The organism is Acidithiobacillus sp. AC3 (genome assembly GCF_050261095.1).
Taxonomy (GTDB): domain Bacteria; phylum Pseudomonadota; class Gammaproteobacteria; order Acidithiobacillales; family Acidithiobacillaceae; genus Igneacidithiobacillus; species Igneacidithiobacillus copahuensis.
Genome location: NZ_CP189838.1, coordinates 1,776,755 through 1,793,748, shown reverse-complemented (window position 1 = coordinate 1,793,748; position 16,994 = coordinate 1,776,755). Strand labels below are relative to the sequence as shown.

Here is a 16,994-nt window from a genome sequence, read left to right as displayed (position 1 = left end):
GGGTGGAGACTATCGCAAAATTGTCAATAAAAATCAATGAAATATAAAATATTAGAAAAAACAGTTAGTTATCGTATCTTCTTGCTGTTATTGCGATTTTCTTGCACGAGATGGACAAAGCCCTGCAACAGGAGCAGGGAATCACAGGTCACACCTGGGACTTGTGGGCGCAAGAGATCGGCGTCGCCGCCGGTCAGAAAGACCCGGCCATCCGGCCATTTCTGGAGAAAGTCGGCGATGGCCTGACGAATGGCAGCGAGCGTTCCATACCATACCCCCGCCTGCATGCCGCTGATGGTATCGTTCGCGAGCGGCTCCGGGTTTGCCAGCGGACTCGTTCGTGGCAGCAGGGCGGCGCGGTGCTTTAGGCAATCGAGTTGGCTTTGCAGGCCGGGGAGGATCTGTCCCCCGAGAAAACGACCCTGGGCCAGGGTATCGATGGTGATGGCGGTGCCGGCATCAATGACCAGTGCTGCACCCTCCGCCACCTGCCGCCAGGCGCCGATGAGGCTACAGCGGCGGTCGAAGCCGAGGGACTCGGGCGGCTGGTAGGCGTTGGGCAGGAGCTGGTGAAAGATTTCCGGGTTCCAGACCGGCAGATGACAATCCTGGAGCTCCGTCTGCCACAAGTCCTGCACCGTGGGCACGACGCCAGCCAGAAAGATTTCCTCGCTCTGCCACCATCCAATCCAGGACCTCGCCAGCTCGGCACGAATCTGTGCAGGACTGCGTGTACTGTCAAAGCGTGCAGTGGTAAAGGTCCTGCCGCCATCATCGGTATGGGCGAGGAGGGTGCGGCTATTCCCGACGCTGATGAGGATCATGGGTGTAGGCGGACTTCGCCGGCATGAACGACGCGTTGCTGGATGCCATCGTCGATGCGCAGACGGCCGTCGTCCTGGATGTCGAGCACCCGGCAGGATTTCCTCTCGCCAGCCAGAGCAAACTCTACCTGCTGGCCACACAGCCGGTCCGCCTCCCGCCAGCGCTGGCGAAAGGCCGCAAAGCCGCTGCGTTCCAGCTGCGCAAAATCGGCTCGCCACTGCTGGATGATGGCCAGTAGTAGCTCCTCTCGGGCCATGCTGCAGCCTGCCTCGCGCAGACTGATTGCCGTGGCGGGCAGGGCAGGATCAGCGAGGACGTTGATGCCGAGCCCGAGCACCCAGCGCTGACCGTCCGTGCCGTGGCGCCCTTCGAGAAGCAGGCCGGCGACCTTGCGCTGTCCAATCCACAGATCGTTGGGCCATTTGAGCCACAGGGCGGATATCTGCTCCCGCAACACCTGATAGACCCCAAGGCCGGCAACTACAGGCAATACCTGCGCATGCGCCGCAGAAATTTCCACAGGCAGGCTGCCATAGAGGTGTTTGCCGAAGCTGGAATGCCATTGCCGCCCGCGCTGGCCATGACCGGACCATTGCGCTTCGGCGAGTCCGAGGCGCAGGTGACGCTCTTCCAGCAGTCGGGTGTTGCTGGAATCGCAAAATGGCCAGATGCCGATTTCCTCTTCCCCGAGCTGCAGGGCGCTGGCCAAGGCCGGGAGATCCCAGGCCTGCTCCGGATGCTCCAGTTGCCAGGAGCCATTGCGCGCGATGAGAGGAATGCCCCAGCGTCGTGCTTCCTGCTCTCGCTGCCCGTCGTCCGGCGCACGGGCAACGCTGTGTCCGGCGTAGAGCTGCCCCAAGAGCGCAAGAAACTCCGCGCTGGGGGCTTCAGGAGCGGATATGGCCGTCCCCCAGGACAATCCATTTCTGCAGGGTCAGTCCCTCCAGACCGACCGGACCGCGCACATGCAAGCGATTGGTGGAGATGCCAATTTCCGCGCCCAGGCCGTATTCAAAGCCATCGGCGAAGCGTGTGGAGGCATTCACCATTACCGAACTGGAATCGACTTCGCGCAAAAAACGCCGCGCATGGCTGTAATTTTCGGTGATGATGCTTTCGGTATGCTGCGAGCTATAGGTGTTGATGTGCTCGATGGCAGCATCCAGACTATCGACAATTTTCAGGGAGAGGATGGCCGCCAGATACTCGGTACCGTAGTCTTCTTCCGTAGCTGCTACGGCCCCGGGAATCAGGGGCAAAGACTCCGGGCAGGCACGGATTTCGACGCCTTTTTCCTGCAGTGCGCTGGCAATGGGGGACAGGAGATCGCTGACCCGGTCGCGATGAATGAGCAGGCTTTCCGCGGTATTACAGGTGCCCAGACGCTGGGTCTTGGCATTGACCACCACCTGCAGGGCCTTTTTGCTGTCGGCGTCCTGATCGATGTAGACATGACAGTTGCCGTCCAGGTGCATGATGACCGGTACTGTCGCTTCATCGCGGATGCGGGCGAGCAGCCCCTTGCCGCCGCGGGGAATCACCACGTCCACGAAGGCATCCATACGAATCAGGGCGCCGACGGCCTCCCGATCGGCGGTGTGCACGTATTGAACGAGGTCGAGGGGCAGGCCAGTCTTACCGAGGGCTGCGCGCAGCCGCTCGGCGATGGCCATGTTGCTGTTCAGGGACTCCGAGCCCCCACGCAGAATGACGGCGTTGCCCGATTTGACACAAAGCCCGGCAGCATCGGCGGTGACGTTGGGACGGGATTCGTAGATCATGGCGATGACCCCCAGCGGCATGCGCATGTGCCCCACCTGAATGCCACTGGGCCGCATCTTCAGGTCGGTGATTTCGCCCACCGGATCGGGCAGGGCGGCAATCTCCTCCAAACCCTGAGCCATGGCTTCGACCCGCTTCTCATCGAGACGCAGGCGATCGATGAAGGCCTCGTCGCGTCCGGCCTGCTCGGCGTTGCGCAGGTCCTTGCGATTGGCGCGCTGCAGGTCGTCGGCATCGCGGCGTAAAAATTCTGCCATTTGCCGCAGGGCATCATTCTTACGCCCAGGCTCCAGGGCCAGCGCGCGCCGTTGCGCCTGGCGGGCGCGTTGGCCGGTGTTTTTCATCAAGCTTTGCAGATCTTCGGACATTTTCGCTCCTTGTCTGGGGCGAGATCATGGCGGTGCCCACGGGATGGACGCGGCGATGATTTCGCGGGTCAAAGAATTCTTTATTGTGCCGGGACTTTGTCGGTCTGGCAAAAATGCAATGCGAGATCGCTCAGGGCGGGCCAGAGCGGGCGCGCGTCTTGCCCCTTGATGCGGGCGTCGATTTCCTGACACTGAAAGAGTGCCTGACGCAGGCGTTGCCTCGGCAGACGGCGGGCGGCCCCCAGCAAGCGCTCGCTGCGTGGCGGAAAGAGTCGTTCGCGGCGCAGGATCTCGGCGGCATTACCATCCTGTAGTTGCAGGAGCAGGACGAGGTCGCGATGCAGGGTCCACAGAATCAGGACCGGCTCGGCTTCCGCATCCCGCACACGCCCGAGACACTGTAAGACCGCATGTGGATTGCCCTGCAGGACGGCGTCACTGAGGTCGAAGATGGAAAACTGACTGCTGTCGCCGAGCAGATCAGGTAGGTCTACCGCCTCCAGGCGCTGACCTGGGCAGAGCTCTGCCCAACGGCGAATGGCCTGATCGGCAACACTCAGGTTCCCGAGGCTCCGCTCGGCAAGCAGGGCGATCGCCTCCCGACTAGCATCGATCTTTGCCCGCCGCAGCCGTTCTTCAACCCAACGCGGCCAGTCGCTTGCTTCCGGCGGGTAGAGGATCACTAGGCCCAGGGTTTCGTTCTGGTCGAGGGTTTGAAACCATTTGAGTTTCTGGATGGCAGCGTCAGGACGGGCACCGGTGAGGAGCAAACGGGCATCCTGCGGCGGGCGCGCCAGCCAGAATTCGAGGGCAGCCAGGGCATCTTTGCCCAGGCGGAGATCGGAAAGTCGCAGCAACAGAATGCGCGGCTCGGGAAAGAGGGACAGGGCATCGCGTTCTTCGCGCAGGATTGGCCAAGGGTTGTCCTGCGGCAAGCGCTGCAGGCGCAGAAACCCCTGCTGCTGCCAACGCTTGCGTACCTGCGCTTCCGCCTCCGTCAACAGGAAAGGTTCATCGGAAAACAAGGCGTAGGCGAGGGCCTTGCCGCGTGCCAGCGCCGTGGGCCAGTCGCGCGCCTTGATGCGCATCAGCGTTGCGCTGGCGCGAGCAACACGCGGCGCAGTACGACTCTTGCAGCCTCGTCGAAGAGTTGCCTTTGGCTTTCGATCTGTTGCTCGTTGGTGGCGAGGGGGCTGCCGCTGTTATAGGTAAAGCTCTGCTCCACCAAGAGCGGTTCCGCCGGCAGCAAGATCTTCTTGCCGCGCTGCACCCAGACGCTACCGCGCAGGGTATTGAGGAACTCCAAGGCGGCACCCGTGCTGGGGCTGATGCTGATGGCCCGTTGGTTGAGAGAGATATTGTCAAGCCGCAGCATGGGGCCATCGCCACTGGCAACATTGCCGTCGCGTTCCAGGGCCCTTTCGACTGCCTGGGCGAGCTGGCCGCCAGCCGGACCACTGGCTTCGACGCGCAGGCCCTGAACGCTGGCGGGGATCGTGTTGCCGCTGGGTAGATGGAATCCACAGCCGCCCAGCAGGGAAAGGCTGCCGAGAGCGATCAGAAAGTGTCGGCGCTGCATCAGGCCACCACGATGTTGATCAGGCGCCCCGGCACGACAATCACCTTGCGCACGGTCTTCCCGTCCAGATGCCGCGCCATCTCCGGATGGACGAGGACGGCGGACTCCAGTTCCTGGAGGGTACTCGCGGCAGGAAAATCCAGACGCTCCCGCAGCTTGCCATTTACCTGGATGACCAGGGTGACGGTGTCGCTGTGCAAGGCCTCGGGATCTGCCTCGGGCCAGGGATGGTTAAGGATAGCCTTGCCGTCGCCAATCTTGTCCCAGAGCGCCTCGGTGAGATGCGGGGCGAAGGGATTGAGCAGGAGCAACAGGGCACGCAGCCCTTCTCCCAGCACGGCATGCTCGTCGCTGCCCGGTGTGGCCTCCGCCTTGGCGAGCTGGTTGCTAAGCTCCATGCAGGCAGCGATCGCGACATTGAAATGCTGGCGCTCCTCCATATTGAGAGTGACGCGCTCGATGCACTGATGCACGGCGCGGCGCAGGTCGCGGGCGGTATCACCCAGTGCTTGCGGCAGGGGCGGCACGGGTCCGCGATAGTCCTGGACCATGCGCCAGATCCTTTGCAGAAAGCGATAAGCCCCTTCGACGGCACTGTCCGACCACTCCAGCGACTGCTCGGGTGGGGCGGCAAAGAGGATGAAGAGACGCGCCGTATCAGCACCATAGCGATCCAGGATTGCCTGCGGATCGACGGTATTGCCTTTCGACTTGCTCATCTTGCTGCCGTCTTTCAAGACCATGCCCTGGGTGAGAAGGCGACGGAAGGGCTCGTCGTGTTTGCCATCGTTTGGCAAGAGTCCCACATCCCGTAGCAGACGGTTGAAGAAGCGGGCATAGAGCAGATGCAGGACGGCATGTTCGACCCCACCCACATACTGGTCCACCGGGAGCCAATCGGCGGCGCGGCTATCGAGCATCTGCGGGGCATCGGGACAGGCAAAGCGGGCGTAGTACCAGGAGCTCTCGACAAAGGTATCCATGGTATCCGTTTCGCGCTGCGCCACCGCTCCACACTGCGGACAGTCGACTTGCAGAAATTCCGGATCGTCGAGCAACGGGGAACGGGGGTCGTGCAGTTGATAATGGGTGGGCAGCACCACGGGCAGATCGGCTTCTGGCACTGGGACGATGCCACAGTGTGGGCAGTGGATCATGGGAATGGGATTGCCCCAGTAGCGCTGCCGCGAGATGCCCCAATCGCGCAGGCGGTAGTTGATGGTTTTCTTGCCCAGATTTTTGGCCGCCAGGGCCTCGGTGATGGCCGTCTTGGCCGTCTGGCTGTCAAGGCCATCAAAGTTTGCGGAATGCACAAGGTGGCCAGGCGTGGTGCGCGCGGCTTGCAGATCATCGCCACTTTCCAGTTCATCCTGCTCTGTGCGAATGACGATGCGGATCGGCAGCCCATACTTACGGGCAAACTCAAAGTCGCGCTGGTCGTGGGCAGGGACGCTCATCACCGCACCCTCGCCGTAGCCCAAGAGGACGAAATTGGCGGCCCAAACCGGCAGCAGCTCGTCGGTGAGGGGATGGCGCACCTGGATTCCCAGGGGCACGCCTTCCTTCTCCTGCGATTCCATGGTTGCTTCTGATACCGCCACATGCTTGCAGCGCTCGATAAAGCGGGCGACCTCGCTGTTGCTCTCCACTGCCTGCAGTGCCAGCGGGTGCTCAGCGGCCACCGCCAGATAGGTGGCGCCGAAGAGAGTGTCGGGGCGGGTGCTGAAGACCTTGATCACGCCGCTACCGTCGCTGAGAGGAAAGTGGATTTCCGCCCCTTCCGAACGGCCGATCCAATTGCGCTGCATGGTCAGTACTTGATCGGGCCACTGCCCCTGCAGGGTATCGAGCCCGTCCAGCAACTCGTCGGCGTACGCACTGATGCGCAAGAACCATTGGCGAATCTCGCGGCGCTCCACTAACGCGCCAGAACGCCAGCCGCGGCCATCAACCACCTGTTCGTTGGCGAGCACGGTCTGATCCACCGGGTCCCAATTCACAGTACTCAGCTTCTGGTAGACCAGGTCTTTTTTCCACAATTGCAAAAGCAGCCATTGCTCCCAGCGGTAGTAATCGGGAGTGCAAGTGGCAATCTCTCGCGACCAGTCGTAGGAAAGCCCCAGGCGCTTGAGCTGCCCGCGCATGTGTTCGATGTTGGAAAAGGTCCAGTCCGCTGGTGCGGAGCCGTTCTTCAGTGCCGCATTTTCCGCAGGCAGCCCGAAGGCATCCCAACCCATGGGGTGCAAGACCGTCTTGCCGCGCATGCGCTGGTAGCGAGCGATGGCATCGACGATGCTGTAATTGCGCACATGCCCCATGTGCAACTGCCCGGAGGGGTAGGGGAACATGGCGAGGGCGTAGTATTTCTCGCCCTCGGGATGGTTCGGGGCGCGAAAGCTGTTCTCGCGTTCCCAGCGCTGCTGAAGGTTGCTTTCCAGACTTTGCGGGTGGTAGGAATTTTCGCTCATGAGGATGCTTGCAAGGGGATGAAAATTTTGTTTGCGGGACGCGGCCGGTAGAGCATCAGGATCCGACCCACCCGGCCAATGGCTTCTGCGCGGGATCCTTCTACCAGTTCTGCAATACAGCCATCGCGCTCTTCCTTGTCGAGAGCGGGCAGGCGCACTTTGAGCAGCTCGTGATCAAAGAGTGCGCGGTCCAGTTCTGCCAGCAGGGAGGGAGTGACGCCCTGGGCGCCGACCATGATGATGGGCTTGAGGTGGTGCGCTTGGGCGCGCAGTTCTTGTCGGGCTTTGCTGTCCAGCATGCTATGCTCTGGTGTCCGGTCGGAAAGATCAGAAGTGTACGGTTCGCCGCTGGTGGGGTCAAAAGGAGAGAGGCGTGGCGCGCAGTAAATCGAGTGGACGCTGGCTCAAGGAGCATTTTCAGGACGCCTATGTGCAACGGGCGATGAAGGAAGGATATCGTTCCCGCGCCAGCTACAAGCTGTTGGAAATACAAGAAAAAGATCGCATCCTGCGGCGCGGTATGCGGGTTCTGGATCTGGGTGCAGCGCCGGGCGGCTGGACGCAGGTAGCGGCGCCGATCATCGGCCCGCAAGGGCGTATTGTCGCCGTCGACCGGCTGGCCATGGATCCCATTGCCGATGCCCTGGTGATCGAGGGCGACATCTTCGATGAGGACGTGATTGCGCAATGCCGTGACGCCTTTCCCGAGGGGGTGGATCTGCTCATGAGCGACATGGCGCCCAATATGTCTGGAATCGCCAGCAGCGATCAGGCCCGCGCCATAGGCTTATGCGAGTTGGCCCTCGACCTGGCTCGGGAGTGGCTGGTACCTGGCGGCACTTTGTTGATGAAGGTTTTCATGGGCGTAGGGGCGGAAGATTTACGGCGGGAACTGCGCGCCAGTTTTGGCAAGATCGTGGTGCGCAAACCCGACGCCTCCCGCGCCCGCTCGGCGGAGCAGTACTGGCTGGCGCTGGACTTCCGCGGTCCGACAAAATAAACTGCAGGCCTCACGCGCGGTTAGCTCAGCTGGATAGAGCGTTGGCCTCCGAAGCCAAAGGTCACAGGTTCGAATCCTGTATCGCGCGCCAATAAAATCAAGGGCTTGAGTTAAATCTCGGGCCCTTTTTATTGCCAAATTGATTTTTAGGGACACTAGGGGGACACTAAGCCTGAAAACGCTGTCCCGCGAGGTGGCACATGGCATCCATAGTCAAGAGAAAAGATCGAGACGGAAACCTCATCGGTTGGCAGGCGCGAATCGTCAAGCAGGGCTTCCCCAAACAAACGCGAGTCTTCCGCACAAAGAGCGAGGCCCAGGCTTGGGCAAAGGTCGTTGAGGCTGAAATGGTCCGTGGGGTCTGGCAAGACCGATCAGAAGCCGAGCGAACGACCATTGCCGATCTCTTGGATAGATATGTCTCTGAGGTCTTGGCGGATAGAAAGCATTGCGCTCCCGAGCTGTCGCGCATTGAAACGCTCAGGGGGCGATTTGGGCCGTTGTCTGTTGCTCTGCTCACGTCTAGCGCCATTGCCTCTTTCCGTGACCAACGGCTGAAAGAGACCGGACGAGGCGGTAAGCTGGTATCTGGGCAGACGGTCAAGCATGAGCTAGGGCTTCTTCACCGCGTGCTGAAGAAAGCAGAGCGGGAGTGGGGGATCGCGCTACCCATGGGGCTACCCACGGCGAAGGTGCAAACTCCGAAGGTTGGAAAGGGTAGGGACCGGCGATTGCAGGGTAACGAAGAAAGCCGATTGCTTGCCGCGTGTGCCGATGCGAGAAATCCTTGGTTGCTACCTGTGGTCCGGTTCGCCATCGAGACGGCTATGCGGGCGGGCGAGATGTTGGAAACTAAAGGAACGGCTGGCGAAGACGGTGAACGTCTTATTAAGACTGATGGGCTTCTCTGGAAGCATGTGGACCTAACTCGCCGTACCGCGCACTTGCCAGAGACGAAGAACGGAGACGCAAGGACTGTCCCCTTATCCACCGCTGCCGTTGATGTGCTCAAGGCCCTGCCGCGCTCCATGAACGGCAAAGTCTTTGGTACGACCTACGAGGCGATCCACTTGGCCTTTGTTCGGGCTTGCCGCCGCGCTGGCATCGAGGACTTGCGCTTTCACGATCTCCGCCACGAGGCCACCAGCCGCTTGTTCGAGAAGGGTTTGAACCCGATGGAAGTGTCAACGATCACCGGGCATAAGACGTTGCAGATGTTGAAGCGCTATACTCATCTAAGGGCTGAAGACTTGGCAAGATTGCTAGGGTGATCACCTTGATCGAAGGCGGACAGAGTGGCAAAGAGACGAAAGAATAACGAACTTGGTATTGCTGCGGCAATTATTCTGCTGCTCTTTATCCTCGGCTCATCATCCGGAAAAACGGTGATTAGCGACTTCTTTTCTGTTTTTGGTGCAATAGCTATTTTTGTAGCTGCGCTGTTAGTAGTGCTATTCCTGTGGAAACACCAGCGACGAAAGCGAATCCGGGAACAGCTCCTGGCCGCTGGCACCAGCAATCCGCGACAGCTTACCCCGGAACAGTACGAACAATTTTGCGCCGCCTTGCTCGCAAATAACGGTTGGCACGTTCAGACAACGGCAAAAACAGGAGACTATGGGGCCGATGTGATAGCAACAAAAGGGAATCAGAAAATTATAGTCCAGTGTAAGCAGTGGACAAGCTCTGTAGGCATAAAAGCGGTTCAAGAGGCACATGGTGCTCTCAGTTATTACAAGGGAACCAGGGCGGTTGTAGTGACAACGTCCAAATATAGCCAAGCCGCACAGGAACTAGCAAAGAAAACGGGTGTCTCTCTTATAAGTCATGAAGACTTAATTGGATTCTAAAATGGCAAAGCGTGGAAGAAAGAAAACTCCGGCATCAATTTTTAATCCCAGAGGGGAAACACAGAAACAGCGGGAAAAAAGGGTAGCGATGGAGCGCAAGAGATATGGCAGAAGCGGGCCGTGTTTTATAGCAACGGCGGTTTATGGAGACCCATATGCTCCTGAGGTGAATGCAATAAGACGGTTTCGGGACCGCTGGCTGCGTCCTAATGCTCTGGGGCGTTCTGTAATTTACCTTTACTATAAGTTATCGCCAGCTGTAGCAAATAAGATTAGAAATAACAATAAGCTAAGGGCATTTATTAAGATTTTTCTTGATCCTCTTGCGCGCAAGTTTTAATTTTTTGGAGATTGAAATGGAATACAATTTGATCGATCGAGGAGGTGATTATGTCCGTTGAGGCTTTGTGGACGATGCATTTTGAGAGTCTATCAGGACCAAGACATAGTGCTGGGGTCGTTGTTTTTGAAACGGGGCGAATTTTTGGGGGTGACAGTTGTTATTATTATGCAGGAAACTACGAGATTGATAGAGATGTCATAACTGGAAATGTGGAAAGTGTAAGGTTTAATAATACTGAAAACTGCACTTCGATCATCGGCCCCTATAACCGTTTGGTATTTTCCTTTAGAGGAGAGTTGGAAAGTGATGGGCAATGCATCCGTGCTGTACTGTCAGCGGGTGATAGAGGGGAAATCAGGGCAACGCTTACGCGCAGGAGGGATCTACCGTAAACGGAAAATTAGGGGTCCGATTCCCTAGATATAGCTCACCCCGAGCTTTTGTAGTAGTAATATGTAGTATTATACAATGTATTACATATTCAGTGTTACAGAACTGGCCTGAACCAAGGCAGACGCCTAACGATAGGCGCAGCAGCCATGCCCGCCCCTTTCTTTTGGAGACCTGCAATGTATCCTTACCACCAATGTATCCAGAGGCAGGCGCGCGCGGGCGCGCCCCGCTGCGAGGGGACCCCACGGAGTGGGGACGGTGGCGGGGGAACCTGCCGAAGCACAGTGCCTGCATGGGCACTTGTTGGGGAATCGAAAGGCCCGGATAGCAAACGGCGGGCCTAAGCGAAGACTGGCCCGACGATTGCCGGGCCGATGTTGGCTTTTCGCACGACTTATGGGTGGTTAGATGCTGGGCAAGGCCCGAGGCGGGCGGTACAGGCGAGCAGGTTGGCTGGAAACCCAGCGAGGCTCCGGCACGGGAAGCCGAACCCTCACGATTTCTCCTCCGGCACGGAGATACCCTTCCAGATCCGGCAACGCCATGATTTCTGAGGGCAGAACGGCCCGCTCCGTGACCAGCGATTCGCTTTTGTTGGTGCCCCAGCTTTGCCCGCTGCTGTGCGTGGTGTTCCTGGAGCCAAAGACGCCATCAAACATGCCTCCTGCGAACTCCCCCATGCCGCCGCCCATGCTGGTGCCGTGGGATACACCCACGTTCTCGCTGTAACTGCTGCCCGTAGTGATCCGCCGCCGCTGGTATTCGCCAATCTCGGCGGAAATCATATCCGCCGTCTCGTGGTCGGATATGCGGAGCATCAGGCGATTCTTGGGCAAGCCCCAGAGTACCGCCGCACCCTCACGGCCATAGATTTCCCGCAGCTGCTGGATGGTTTGCAAACCCAGCACACCGATCAGGCCGAATTTCCGACCCTCCGATAATGCGGGGGCTAACATTTCCTGTTTGCCCAGCGTTGGCAATTCGTCCAGAAATAGCCAGATTCGGCGGTCAGGGCTGGGGGTGGCAGACAGCGCGGCGCGGACCACGGTATTCAGCCACCAGGCATGAAGTGGGGCCAGAGCCGCCGCCTGGCCCTTGTCCGACAGCAGGAAGACCCAGCGGCCATCGTTATCATTCTTCACCCACTCGGTGAGAGAGAATGCCCGTCCTGCCTGGGAGTCCATCAGGGTCTTGTTGTGCACCAGGGCGATTTTTTGCAGGGGAGCGGCCAGGGTGGCACGGACCCCGGAAAAGGTTTTTTCCGCGCCGACCAGACCGATCATGCCCGCCTTGCGGACCACGGCCCGCAATTCCTCATCTTCGGCCATTAGCCCCAAACGGATGACCTCATCAATTTGCTGGCATTGGGAAAACAAGGCTTGCAGAACGGCCTGGGCCGCGTTTGCCCAGAACGGGTCCGCTTGTCCTTGAGGGTCTGGAACCAGCATCTTTGCCACGGCGGGCAGGTCATGCCGCTCCATGTCTGCCCACGGATACCAGCCCGCGTCCCGTTCATCGAGGGGATTCAGGATGATGTCAAAGCCGGGGCGATAGAATAACTCAACGGCATCCCCTACGGGGTCGTATACAAGGGCCTTTTGGCCCCGCTGCCGGATGTCCGCCATCATCCATTTCAAGGACAGGCTCTTGCCTGTGCCCGGTGCTCCGGCCAGGAGAAAATGCTGCTGTTCCTCTTGGAAGGCGATGGGCACAAAGCCCATCTGCAACTGTCCCGGCTGCTTTTGCTGCCAGAGGGCAAGCTGTGTGGCCCGATCCCTGGCGTCCTCAATAAAGGAACCGCGTAGGTGATGATCTTCCGTTGCGGTTGGGCTGTGCTGGGTGCATATTCTGGACCATCGTGGGCACCGATTCTGATGCATCGTGGGCGGTCATTCTGATCGATCGTGGGCACTGATTCTGGTGTGATCGTGGGCACTTTTGCGGGTTTTTCAGAATCAGTGCCCACGATTCCAGAATCTGTTCGGATTTACCCTCTGGCGAATTGAAATCTTTCTGGTCATTCATTGGCTTAGCAAGCATTCTTGGCTCTTTTACAGGAGATCGAGGATGCCTACACCGAGGATGACGATGAAAGCGATTTACGAAGTGCTCCGTTTACACGCCGCAGGGTTCAGCCAGCGGCAAATTGCCCGATCTTGTGGGCTCTCCAAGGGAGTCGTCGGGAAGTATTTACAGAAAGCCGAACAGGCAGGTATCTCTTGGCCTCTGCCAGAGGGGCAAGAAGTAGCCCTGGAAGCGGCATGGTTCTCCAGTCCCTCACGGCACACCGTCTCTGGCAAGGTGCAGCCGGATTTTGCCCGGATCCATGCCGAGCTGCGGCGCAAAGGCGTGACCCTGCAGTTGCTCTGGGAGGAATATTCCGCCGCGTACCCGCAAGAAGCGGTGTATCAGTATGCCCAGTTCTGCGTCCTGTACCGACGCTGGCGGGCGGGGCTCAAACGCAGCATGTGGCAAAACCACAAGGCTGGTGAGAAGCTGTTCATCGACTACGCTGGTCCCATCGTGCCGGTGGTTGATCCCCAGACCGGGGAGATCCGCCCGGCGCAGATCTTCGTCGCGGTGTTGGGTGCCTCCAACTACACCTATTGCGAGGCTACCTGGACCCAGAGTCTGCCGGATTTCCTCGGCGCGCATGTACGCGCCCTGGAGTTCTTTGGCGGGGCACCGCGTCTGTTCGTGCCAGATAATTTGAAGGCGGCGGTAACCAAGGCCTCGCGCTACGAGCCCGAAATCCATCGAAGTTATCAGGATCTCGCCCGGCATTATGCTGCGGTGGTACTGCCCACCCGCCCTTATAAACCGAAAGACAAGGCCAAGGTCGAGGTCGGGGTGCAAGTGGTGGAGCGCTGGATTCTGGCGCGCCTGCGCCACTTCCAGTTCTTCTCGCTAGCGGAACTGAATCAGACTCTCCACAGCCTACTGGAAGACCTGAACGGACGCCCCTTCAAACAGCTACCAGGCTGCCGCCGCAGCGCTTTTGCGGAGTTGGACGCTCCTGCCCTGCAGCCACTACCAGAACAGCCCTACGAGTATGCTGACTGGAAGTCCGCCAAAGTCAGTATCGATTACCATGTTGCCTACCAAGGACGCTTCTACTCCGTACCGCATCGCCTCGTCGGACAGCGGGTGGAGCTACGCATCAGCGCGCAAACCGTGGAGATCTTCCAGGGGCAACAGCGCGTCGCTTGCCATCTGCGTGAGGGCGTCCAGGCGCGCTACAGCACCTTGACCGAACACATGCCCAAGGCTCACCAGCGGCACCTGGAATGGAGTCCGGGGCGCCTGTTGCATTGGGGGCTCTCCATCGGTCCATCGACTCGGGACGTGGTGCGCTGGCAACTGGAGAACAAGCCCCATCCGGAGCAGGGATATCGCTCCTGTCTCGGCCTACTCCATCTCTGTCGCCGCTACGGGAAGGAGCGTCTGGAACACGCCTGTCACCGTGCTCTACGCCACGGCTCCCCCACGACCCGCAGTGTCCGCTCCATCCTGGAGCGGGGACTGGACCACAGCCCACACGATCCCGTTCCTGCCAAACCGTTACCGCAGCACGGCAATATCCGCGGCCCTCGCTACTATCACTAAACCGGAGTCTTCCCATGTCTTTGCAACCGACCATTCAGACCTTACAGCAACTCAACCTACACGCCATGGCAGAGGCCCTGGCCGAGCAGTCCACCTCGCCGCAACTGCAAGAACTTCCCTTCGTAGATCGCCTGGCACTGCTTCTCGACCGAGAACTCTGTGCGCGCGACAACCGCCGGCGAAAGCGCCTGTTGCAGCTGGCCAAACTCAAGGTACATGCCGCCGTCGAAGACCTCGATCATCGCGCCTCCCGTGGTCTGGACCGTACCAAAATGGCGGCCTTGATACAGTGTGACTGGATACGGCGAGGACAAAACCTGCTGATCACCGGTGCCACCGGTACCGGCAAGACCTGGATTGCCTGCGCCCTGGGGCACCAGGCCTGCCGTCAGGGCCTGAGTGTGCGCTACTTCCGTTTGCCGCGCTTACTGGAAGAGCTTCATATCCGTCACGGTGACGGCAGTTTCGGCCGCTTTCTCACGACTCTTGCCAAGGTGCACCTGTTGCTCCTGGACGATTGGGGCCTCGCCCCGATGAACAGCGAGGATGCCCGGGATCTGCTGGAAATCCTTGATGATCGCGTCGCCCAGCAGGCCACCCTAATCACCAGCCAATTGCCGGTCTCGCATTGGCATGAAATCCTCGGAGAACCCACCGTCGCCGATGCCGTCCTCGACCGTCTGCTGCACAGTGCCCACCGCCTGGAGCTCAAAGGCGAATCGATGCGCCGCCAACGGGTACAGACCGGCGATGGAGAGGCAGGATCATGAGTAAATTTACCGTTTACATGGTAAAGGTAAATGAAGAAATTTACACCGATGATCGGCCACCACGGCCGGGTGCTCATGACGCCACTGATTTGACCGATCGTGGGCACCTATGCCTAGAATTTACGTGACCAGAAAGTTCGCTGATTGGGGGTGCCCACGATCAGCAGAATCACCGCCCATGATCAACAGAATACGCAGCTGGGGGCGACCGCTGGACAATGTATCCAGCATCGAGGACGCCTGATTGGAGTTGGTATCGAGCGCCGGTGGGCGGTTTCGCTTAAAGAATGCCATGGGTTTCCTCCTTGAGTGCGCGAGCGATAGAGATAGCTAGTTTGGCCCGCCGCTGGGTCATGGCGTTGAGAAACAGTGCAAACTGGTACTCCTCTCGTGCTTTTTCCAAGCGGGCCTGTATTCGCTCCAATCGCGCTAGGTATTGGGCGGCTACATCTCCTGCTGTGCGTTGTTTCGTTGGGTATTTCATCGGTTTTCTCCTTTATGCCTTGGTGGGCGCTTCTCTGGTCACGCCCAAAGTGCGGTACATTTGCAAAAAGGCATCCATCTTCTGACCATGCAGGAGCCGGTGCCGGACCCAAAATGCCAGGACGAGCCACCCCAGAGCGGCGGGCAGGGACAATAGGCTAAAACCATTGCCCCACGTTTGCAGACTGGATAGCAGGGTGACAGCCATCAGAGGGCGGCTCCACCAGTATTGCCAAGGCATGGATAGCAATCTTCGGTAGCCTGCCATCCCTCCGGGATTTTTGAGGGCGGCTAGGTGCGGTTCCAGGAATATCGTGCTTGCCAGGAGCACGGCGGGAATCCAGATAGGGCCGTTGGTCACTCCGGCCAGGATGATCTGAGGGATCACCACCCAAAGAATGAGTGAGGCCCGCGCCTCGCGGAAAGTGATGTACTCCTCGACCCGAACCAGTCCGGCCAGCCGCTCCGTGGTCCAAAGCGGGGGAGTATAGACGGGGCGGAGCTTGGCTTTGATGTTGGCTACAATTCCCATTGTATATCTCCTTTAGAGAAGCTGCCGGGCCAGCAAGGCCAGCCCGCCCGCGATAGCCAGCCAGGTGACATTTTCCCCGAGTCCTGTTGACGCCTTGAAAACCATATCCAAGCCGATCATCAGGAAGGGGAAAAGGAAAAACACGGCCAGCATGATCTTGGCCCGCTGGCTTTTGGCCGATACCCAAGCTGTGGGTTGGGGGTTAGCGTTCTGGTTCATTTTGCTCACGCTCCTGTTGTTCCCGCATTTGCCGCTGCATGTCGGCGGCTGCCCGCTCCCGCTCCCCAGCGTCCATTTCTGGGGCTGCCTTTTCGATCTGCTGGGCAAAGGCGGCCTGCTGGGTTCGGTCCAGCACGCCCCGATCCATCGTGTGGACAGCCTGGTCTTTGTCGTAGGCGGGCTGCGGCTTGCTGCCAGATTCCTCACGCTCCCGATTCAGGGCCATATCCCGCTCCCGTTCTTCCCTTTCCGCCTGTTCCCGCGCCTGCTTTTCCGCCTGTTCGCGGGCAAATTCGTCTGCCATGCTCATGATGTGCCTCCTTAGTTGAACAACGGATGTTGATGGTCGGCTGTTGGCTGCCAGCCCAGCTTTTCGGCCAGATTGGAAATGTCGTTGAGTCGGCTGCTCGGGCCGGGGATGCGCTGTGCGTGTCGGATCATCTCCCGGAGGAAATACAAGTCGCCCAGCCGATCTTCCAATTCCACGGACTGCCGCAACGCCCACTCGTGTAAAGCCTGTGTATCTATTGTCTGTGACACTGTGCCTCCTTGGGGCCGTTGCGGCCCCGCTGTTGATGACTGTGCTACTTATCGAGAGGGACGGTCGGGAATACTGGCTTTTCCCTCCAGCAGATGTACGCCATCTGGTGGTTTCGGGTGGCAATGACAGGGGTGCCAAAAAACTCAATGTTCTCGCGGATCAAGCCTGGATGATTCACCCAGAAATGGAGTGCGCGAGACCGGGAAATGCACCGGGAGTACACCTGACCGTGCCA

The 16,994-nt window shown here is 59.2% G+C and carries 20 protein-coding genes and 1 tRNA gene; 8 read left to right on the top strand and 13 right to left on the bottom strand.

All coding sequences use genetic code 11. The features are described from left to right. Positions 1-68 precede the first annotated feature (68 nt). From ACQAYK_RS09045 to ACQAYK_RS09015, 7 genes are all read right to left on the bottom strand, one after another. Positions 69-824, bottom strand: coding sequence for a type III pantothenate kinase (locus ACQAYK_RS09045; RefSeq protein WP_483167544.1), 756 nt, complete (start codon positions 822-824; stop codon positions 69-71). Further along, on the bottom strand, positions 821-1,744 hold the full coding sequence (locus tag ACQAYK_RS09040; protein WP_483167543.1) for a biotin--[acetyl-CoA-carboxylase] ligase: 924 nt from the start codon (positions 1,742-1,744) through the stop codon (positions 821-823). Before ACQAYK_RS09040 ends, ACQAYK_RS09045 begins: the two co-directional genes overlap by 4 nt. After that, positions 1,713-2,975 (bottom strand): glutamate-5-semialdehyde dehydrogenase, encoded by a 1,263-nt coding sequence (locus ACQAYK_RS09035; RefSeq protein WP_483167542.1) that lies wholly within the window; start codon positions 2,973-2,975, stop codon positions 1,713-1,715. The genes ACQAYK_RS09040 and ACQAYK_RS09035 overlap by 32 nt, the downstream gene beginning before the upstream one ends. Positions 2,976-3,055: 80 nt before the next feature. After that, positions 3,056-4,063 carry a DNA polymerase III subunit delta gene (holA, locus tag ACQAYK_RS09030; RefSeq protein ID WP_483167541.1) on the bottom strand — a complete coding sequence of 336 codons (1,008 nt, stop codon included), beginning with the start codon at positions 4,061-4,063 and terminating at the stop codon, positions 3,056-3,058. Beyond that, positions 4,063-4,554, bottom strand: a complete 492-nt coding sequence (locus ACQAYK_RS09025) for an LPS-assembly lipoprotein LptE (protein WP_483167540.1) — start codon at positions 4,552-4,554, stop codon at positions 4,063-4,065. The genes holA and ACQAYK_RS09025 overlap by 1 nt, the downstream gene beginning before the upstream one ends. Continuing rightward, positions 4,554-7,022 carry a leucine--tRNA ligase gene (gene leuS, locus ACQAYK_RS09020; protein WP_483167539.1) on the bottom strand — a complete coding sequence of 823 codons (2,469 nt, stop codon included), beginning with the start codon at positions 7,020-7,022 and terminating at the stop codon, positions 4,554-4,556. Before leuS ends, ACQAYK_RS09025 begins: the two co-directional genes overlap by 1 nt. Further along, on the bottom strand, positions 7,019-7,321 hold the full coding sequence (locus tag ACQAYK_RS09015; protein ID WP_483167538.1) for a YhbY family RNA-binding protein: 303 nt from the start codon (positions 7,319-7,321) through the stop codon (positions 7,019-7,021). Before ACQAYK_RS09015 ends, leuS begins: the two co-directional genes overlap by 4 nt. Positions 7,322-7,395: 74 nt before the next feature. Here ACQAYK_RS09015 and ACQAYK_RS09010 point away from each other — a divergent pair, with 74 nt between their 5' ends. From ACQAYK_RS09010 to ACQAYK_RS08985, 6 genes are all read left to right on the top strand, one after another. Further along, the gene (locus ACQAYK_RS09010; RefSeq protein WP_483167537.1) at positions 7,396-8,022 is read left to right on the top strand and encodes an RlmE family RNA methyltransferase; all 627 of its coding nucleotides are present in this window, start codon (positions 7,396-7,398) and stop codon (positions 8,020-8,022) included. A 14-nt stretch (positions 8,023-8,036) separates the two neighbouring features. Beyond that, a tRNA-Arg gene (locus ACQAYK_RS09005) sits at positions 8,037-8,113 on the top strand. A 109-nt stretch (positions 8,114-8,222) separates the two neighbouring features. Continuing rightward, entirely contained in the window at positions 8,223-9,293 is a 1,071-nt protein-coding gene (locus tag ACQAYK_RS09000) for a site-specific integrase (protein ID WP_483167536.1), read from the top strand. 24 nt (positions 9,294-9,317) lie between these two features. Continuing rightward, positions 9,318-9,872: a restriction endonuclease gene (locus ACQAYK_RS08995; RefSeq protein ID WP_483167535.1), complete on the top strand. Its 555-nt coding sequence runs from the start codon at positions 9,318-9,320 to the stop codon at positions 9,870-9,872. Between the two features lies 1 nt (position 9,873). Further along, on the top strand, positions 9,874-10,212 hold the full coding sequence (locus ACQAYK_RS08990; protein ID WP_483167534.1) for a CFI-box-CTERM domain-containing protein: 339 nt from the start codon (positions 9,874-9,876) through the stop codon (positions 10,210-10,212). A gap of 50 nt (positions 10,213-10,262) precedes the next feature. Then, on the top strand, positions 10,263-10,607 hold the full coding sequence (locus tag ACQAYK_RS08985; RefSeq protein WP_483167533.1) for a hypothetical protein: 345 nt from the start codon (positions 10,263-10,265) through the stop codon (positions 10,605-10,607). 405 nt (positions 10,608-11,012) lie between these two features. Here ACQAYK_RS08985 and ACQAYK_RS08980 read toward each other — a convergent pair whose 3' ends face one another. Next, positions 11,013-12,488, bottom strand: a complete 1,476-nt coding sequence (locus ACQAYK_RS08980) for a type IV secretion system DNA-binding domain-containing protein (protein WP_483167532.1) — start codon at positions 12,486-12,488, stop codon at positions 11,013-11,015. Between the two features lie 187 nt (positions 12,489-12,675). Between ACQAYK_RS08980 and istA the strand changes: the two genes are divergently transcribed. Both istA and istB read left to right on the top strand, forming a co-directional pair. Next, positions 12,676-14,214: an IS21 family transposase gene (istA, locus tag ACQAYK_RS08975; RefSeq protein WP_483165846.1), complete on the top strand. Its 1,539-nt coding sequence runs from the start codon at positions 12,676-12,678 to the stop codon at positions 14,212-14,214. A 14-nt stretch (positions 14,215-14,228) separates the two neighbouring features. Further along, positions 14,229-14,984, top strand: coding sequence for an IS21-like element helper ATPase IstB (gene istB, locus ACQAYK_RS08970; RefSeq protein WP_483167356.1), 756 nt, complete (start codon positions 14,229-14,231; stop codon positions 14,982-14,984). 280 nt (positions 14,985-15,264) lie between these two features. On the opposite strand, the gene ACQAYK_RS08965 is transcribed toward istB, so the two are convergent. Genes ACQAYK_RS08965 through ACQAYK_RS08945 form a run of 5 tightly spaced genes read right to left on the bottom strand, consistent with a single transcriptional unit; the run spans position 15,265 to position 16,758 of the window. After that, a complete protein-coding gene (locus ACQAYK_RS08965; RefSeq protein ID WP_483167531.1) occupies positions 15,265-15,468 on the bottom strand; it encodes a hypothetical protein in 204 nt (67 codons plus the stop codon). A gap of 12 nt (positions 15,469-15,480) precedes the next feature. After that, positions 15,481-15,999 (bottom strand): hypothetical protein, encoded by a 519-nt coding sequence (locus tag ACQAYK_RS08960; RefSeq protein ID WP_483167530.1) that lies wholly within the window; start codon positions 15,997-15,999, stop codon positions 15,481-15,483. Positions 16,000-16,011: 12 nt separating this feature from the next. After that, complete coding sequence (locus tag ACQAYK_RS08955; protein ID WP_483167529.1) at positions 16,012-16,218, bottom strand: hypothetical protein; 207 nt, start codon at positions 16,216-16,218, stop codon at positions 16,012-16,014. Continuing rightward, on the bottom strand, positions 16,202-16,528 hold the full coding sequence (locus ACQAYK_RS08950; RefSeq protein WP_483167528.1) for a hypothetical protein: 327 nt from the start codon (positions 16,526-16,528) through the stop codon (positions 16,202-16,204). The genes ACQAYK_RS08955 and ACQAYK_RS08950 overlap by 17 nt, the downstream gene beginning before the upstream one ends. Before the next feature lie 11 nt (positions 16,529-16,539). Next, complete coding sequence (locus ACQAYK_RS08945) at positions 16,540-16,758, bottom strand: hypothetical protein (RefSeq protein ID WP_483167527.1); 219 nt, start codon at positions 16,756-16,758, stop codon at positions 16,540-16,542. Positions 16,759-16,994: the final 236 nt, after the last annotated feature.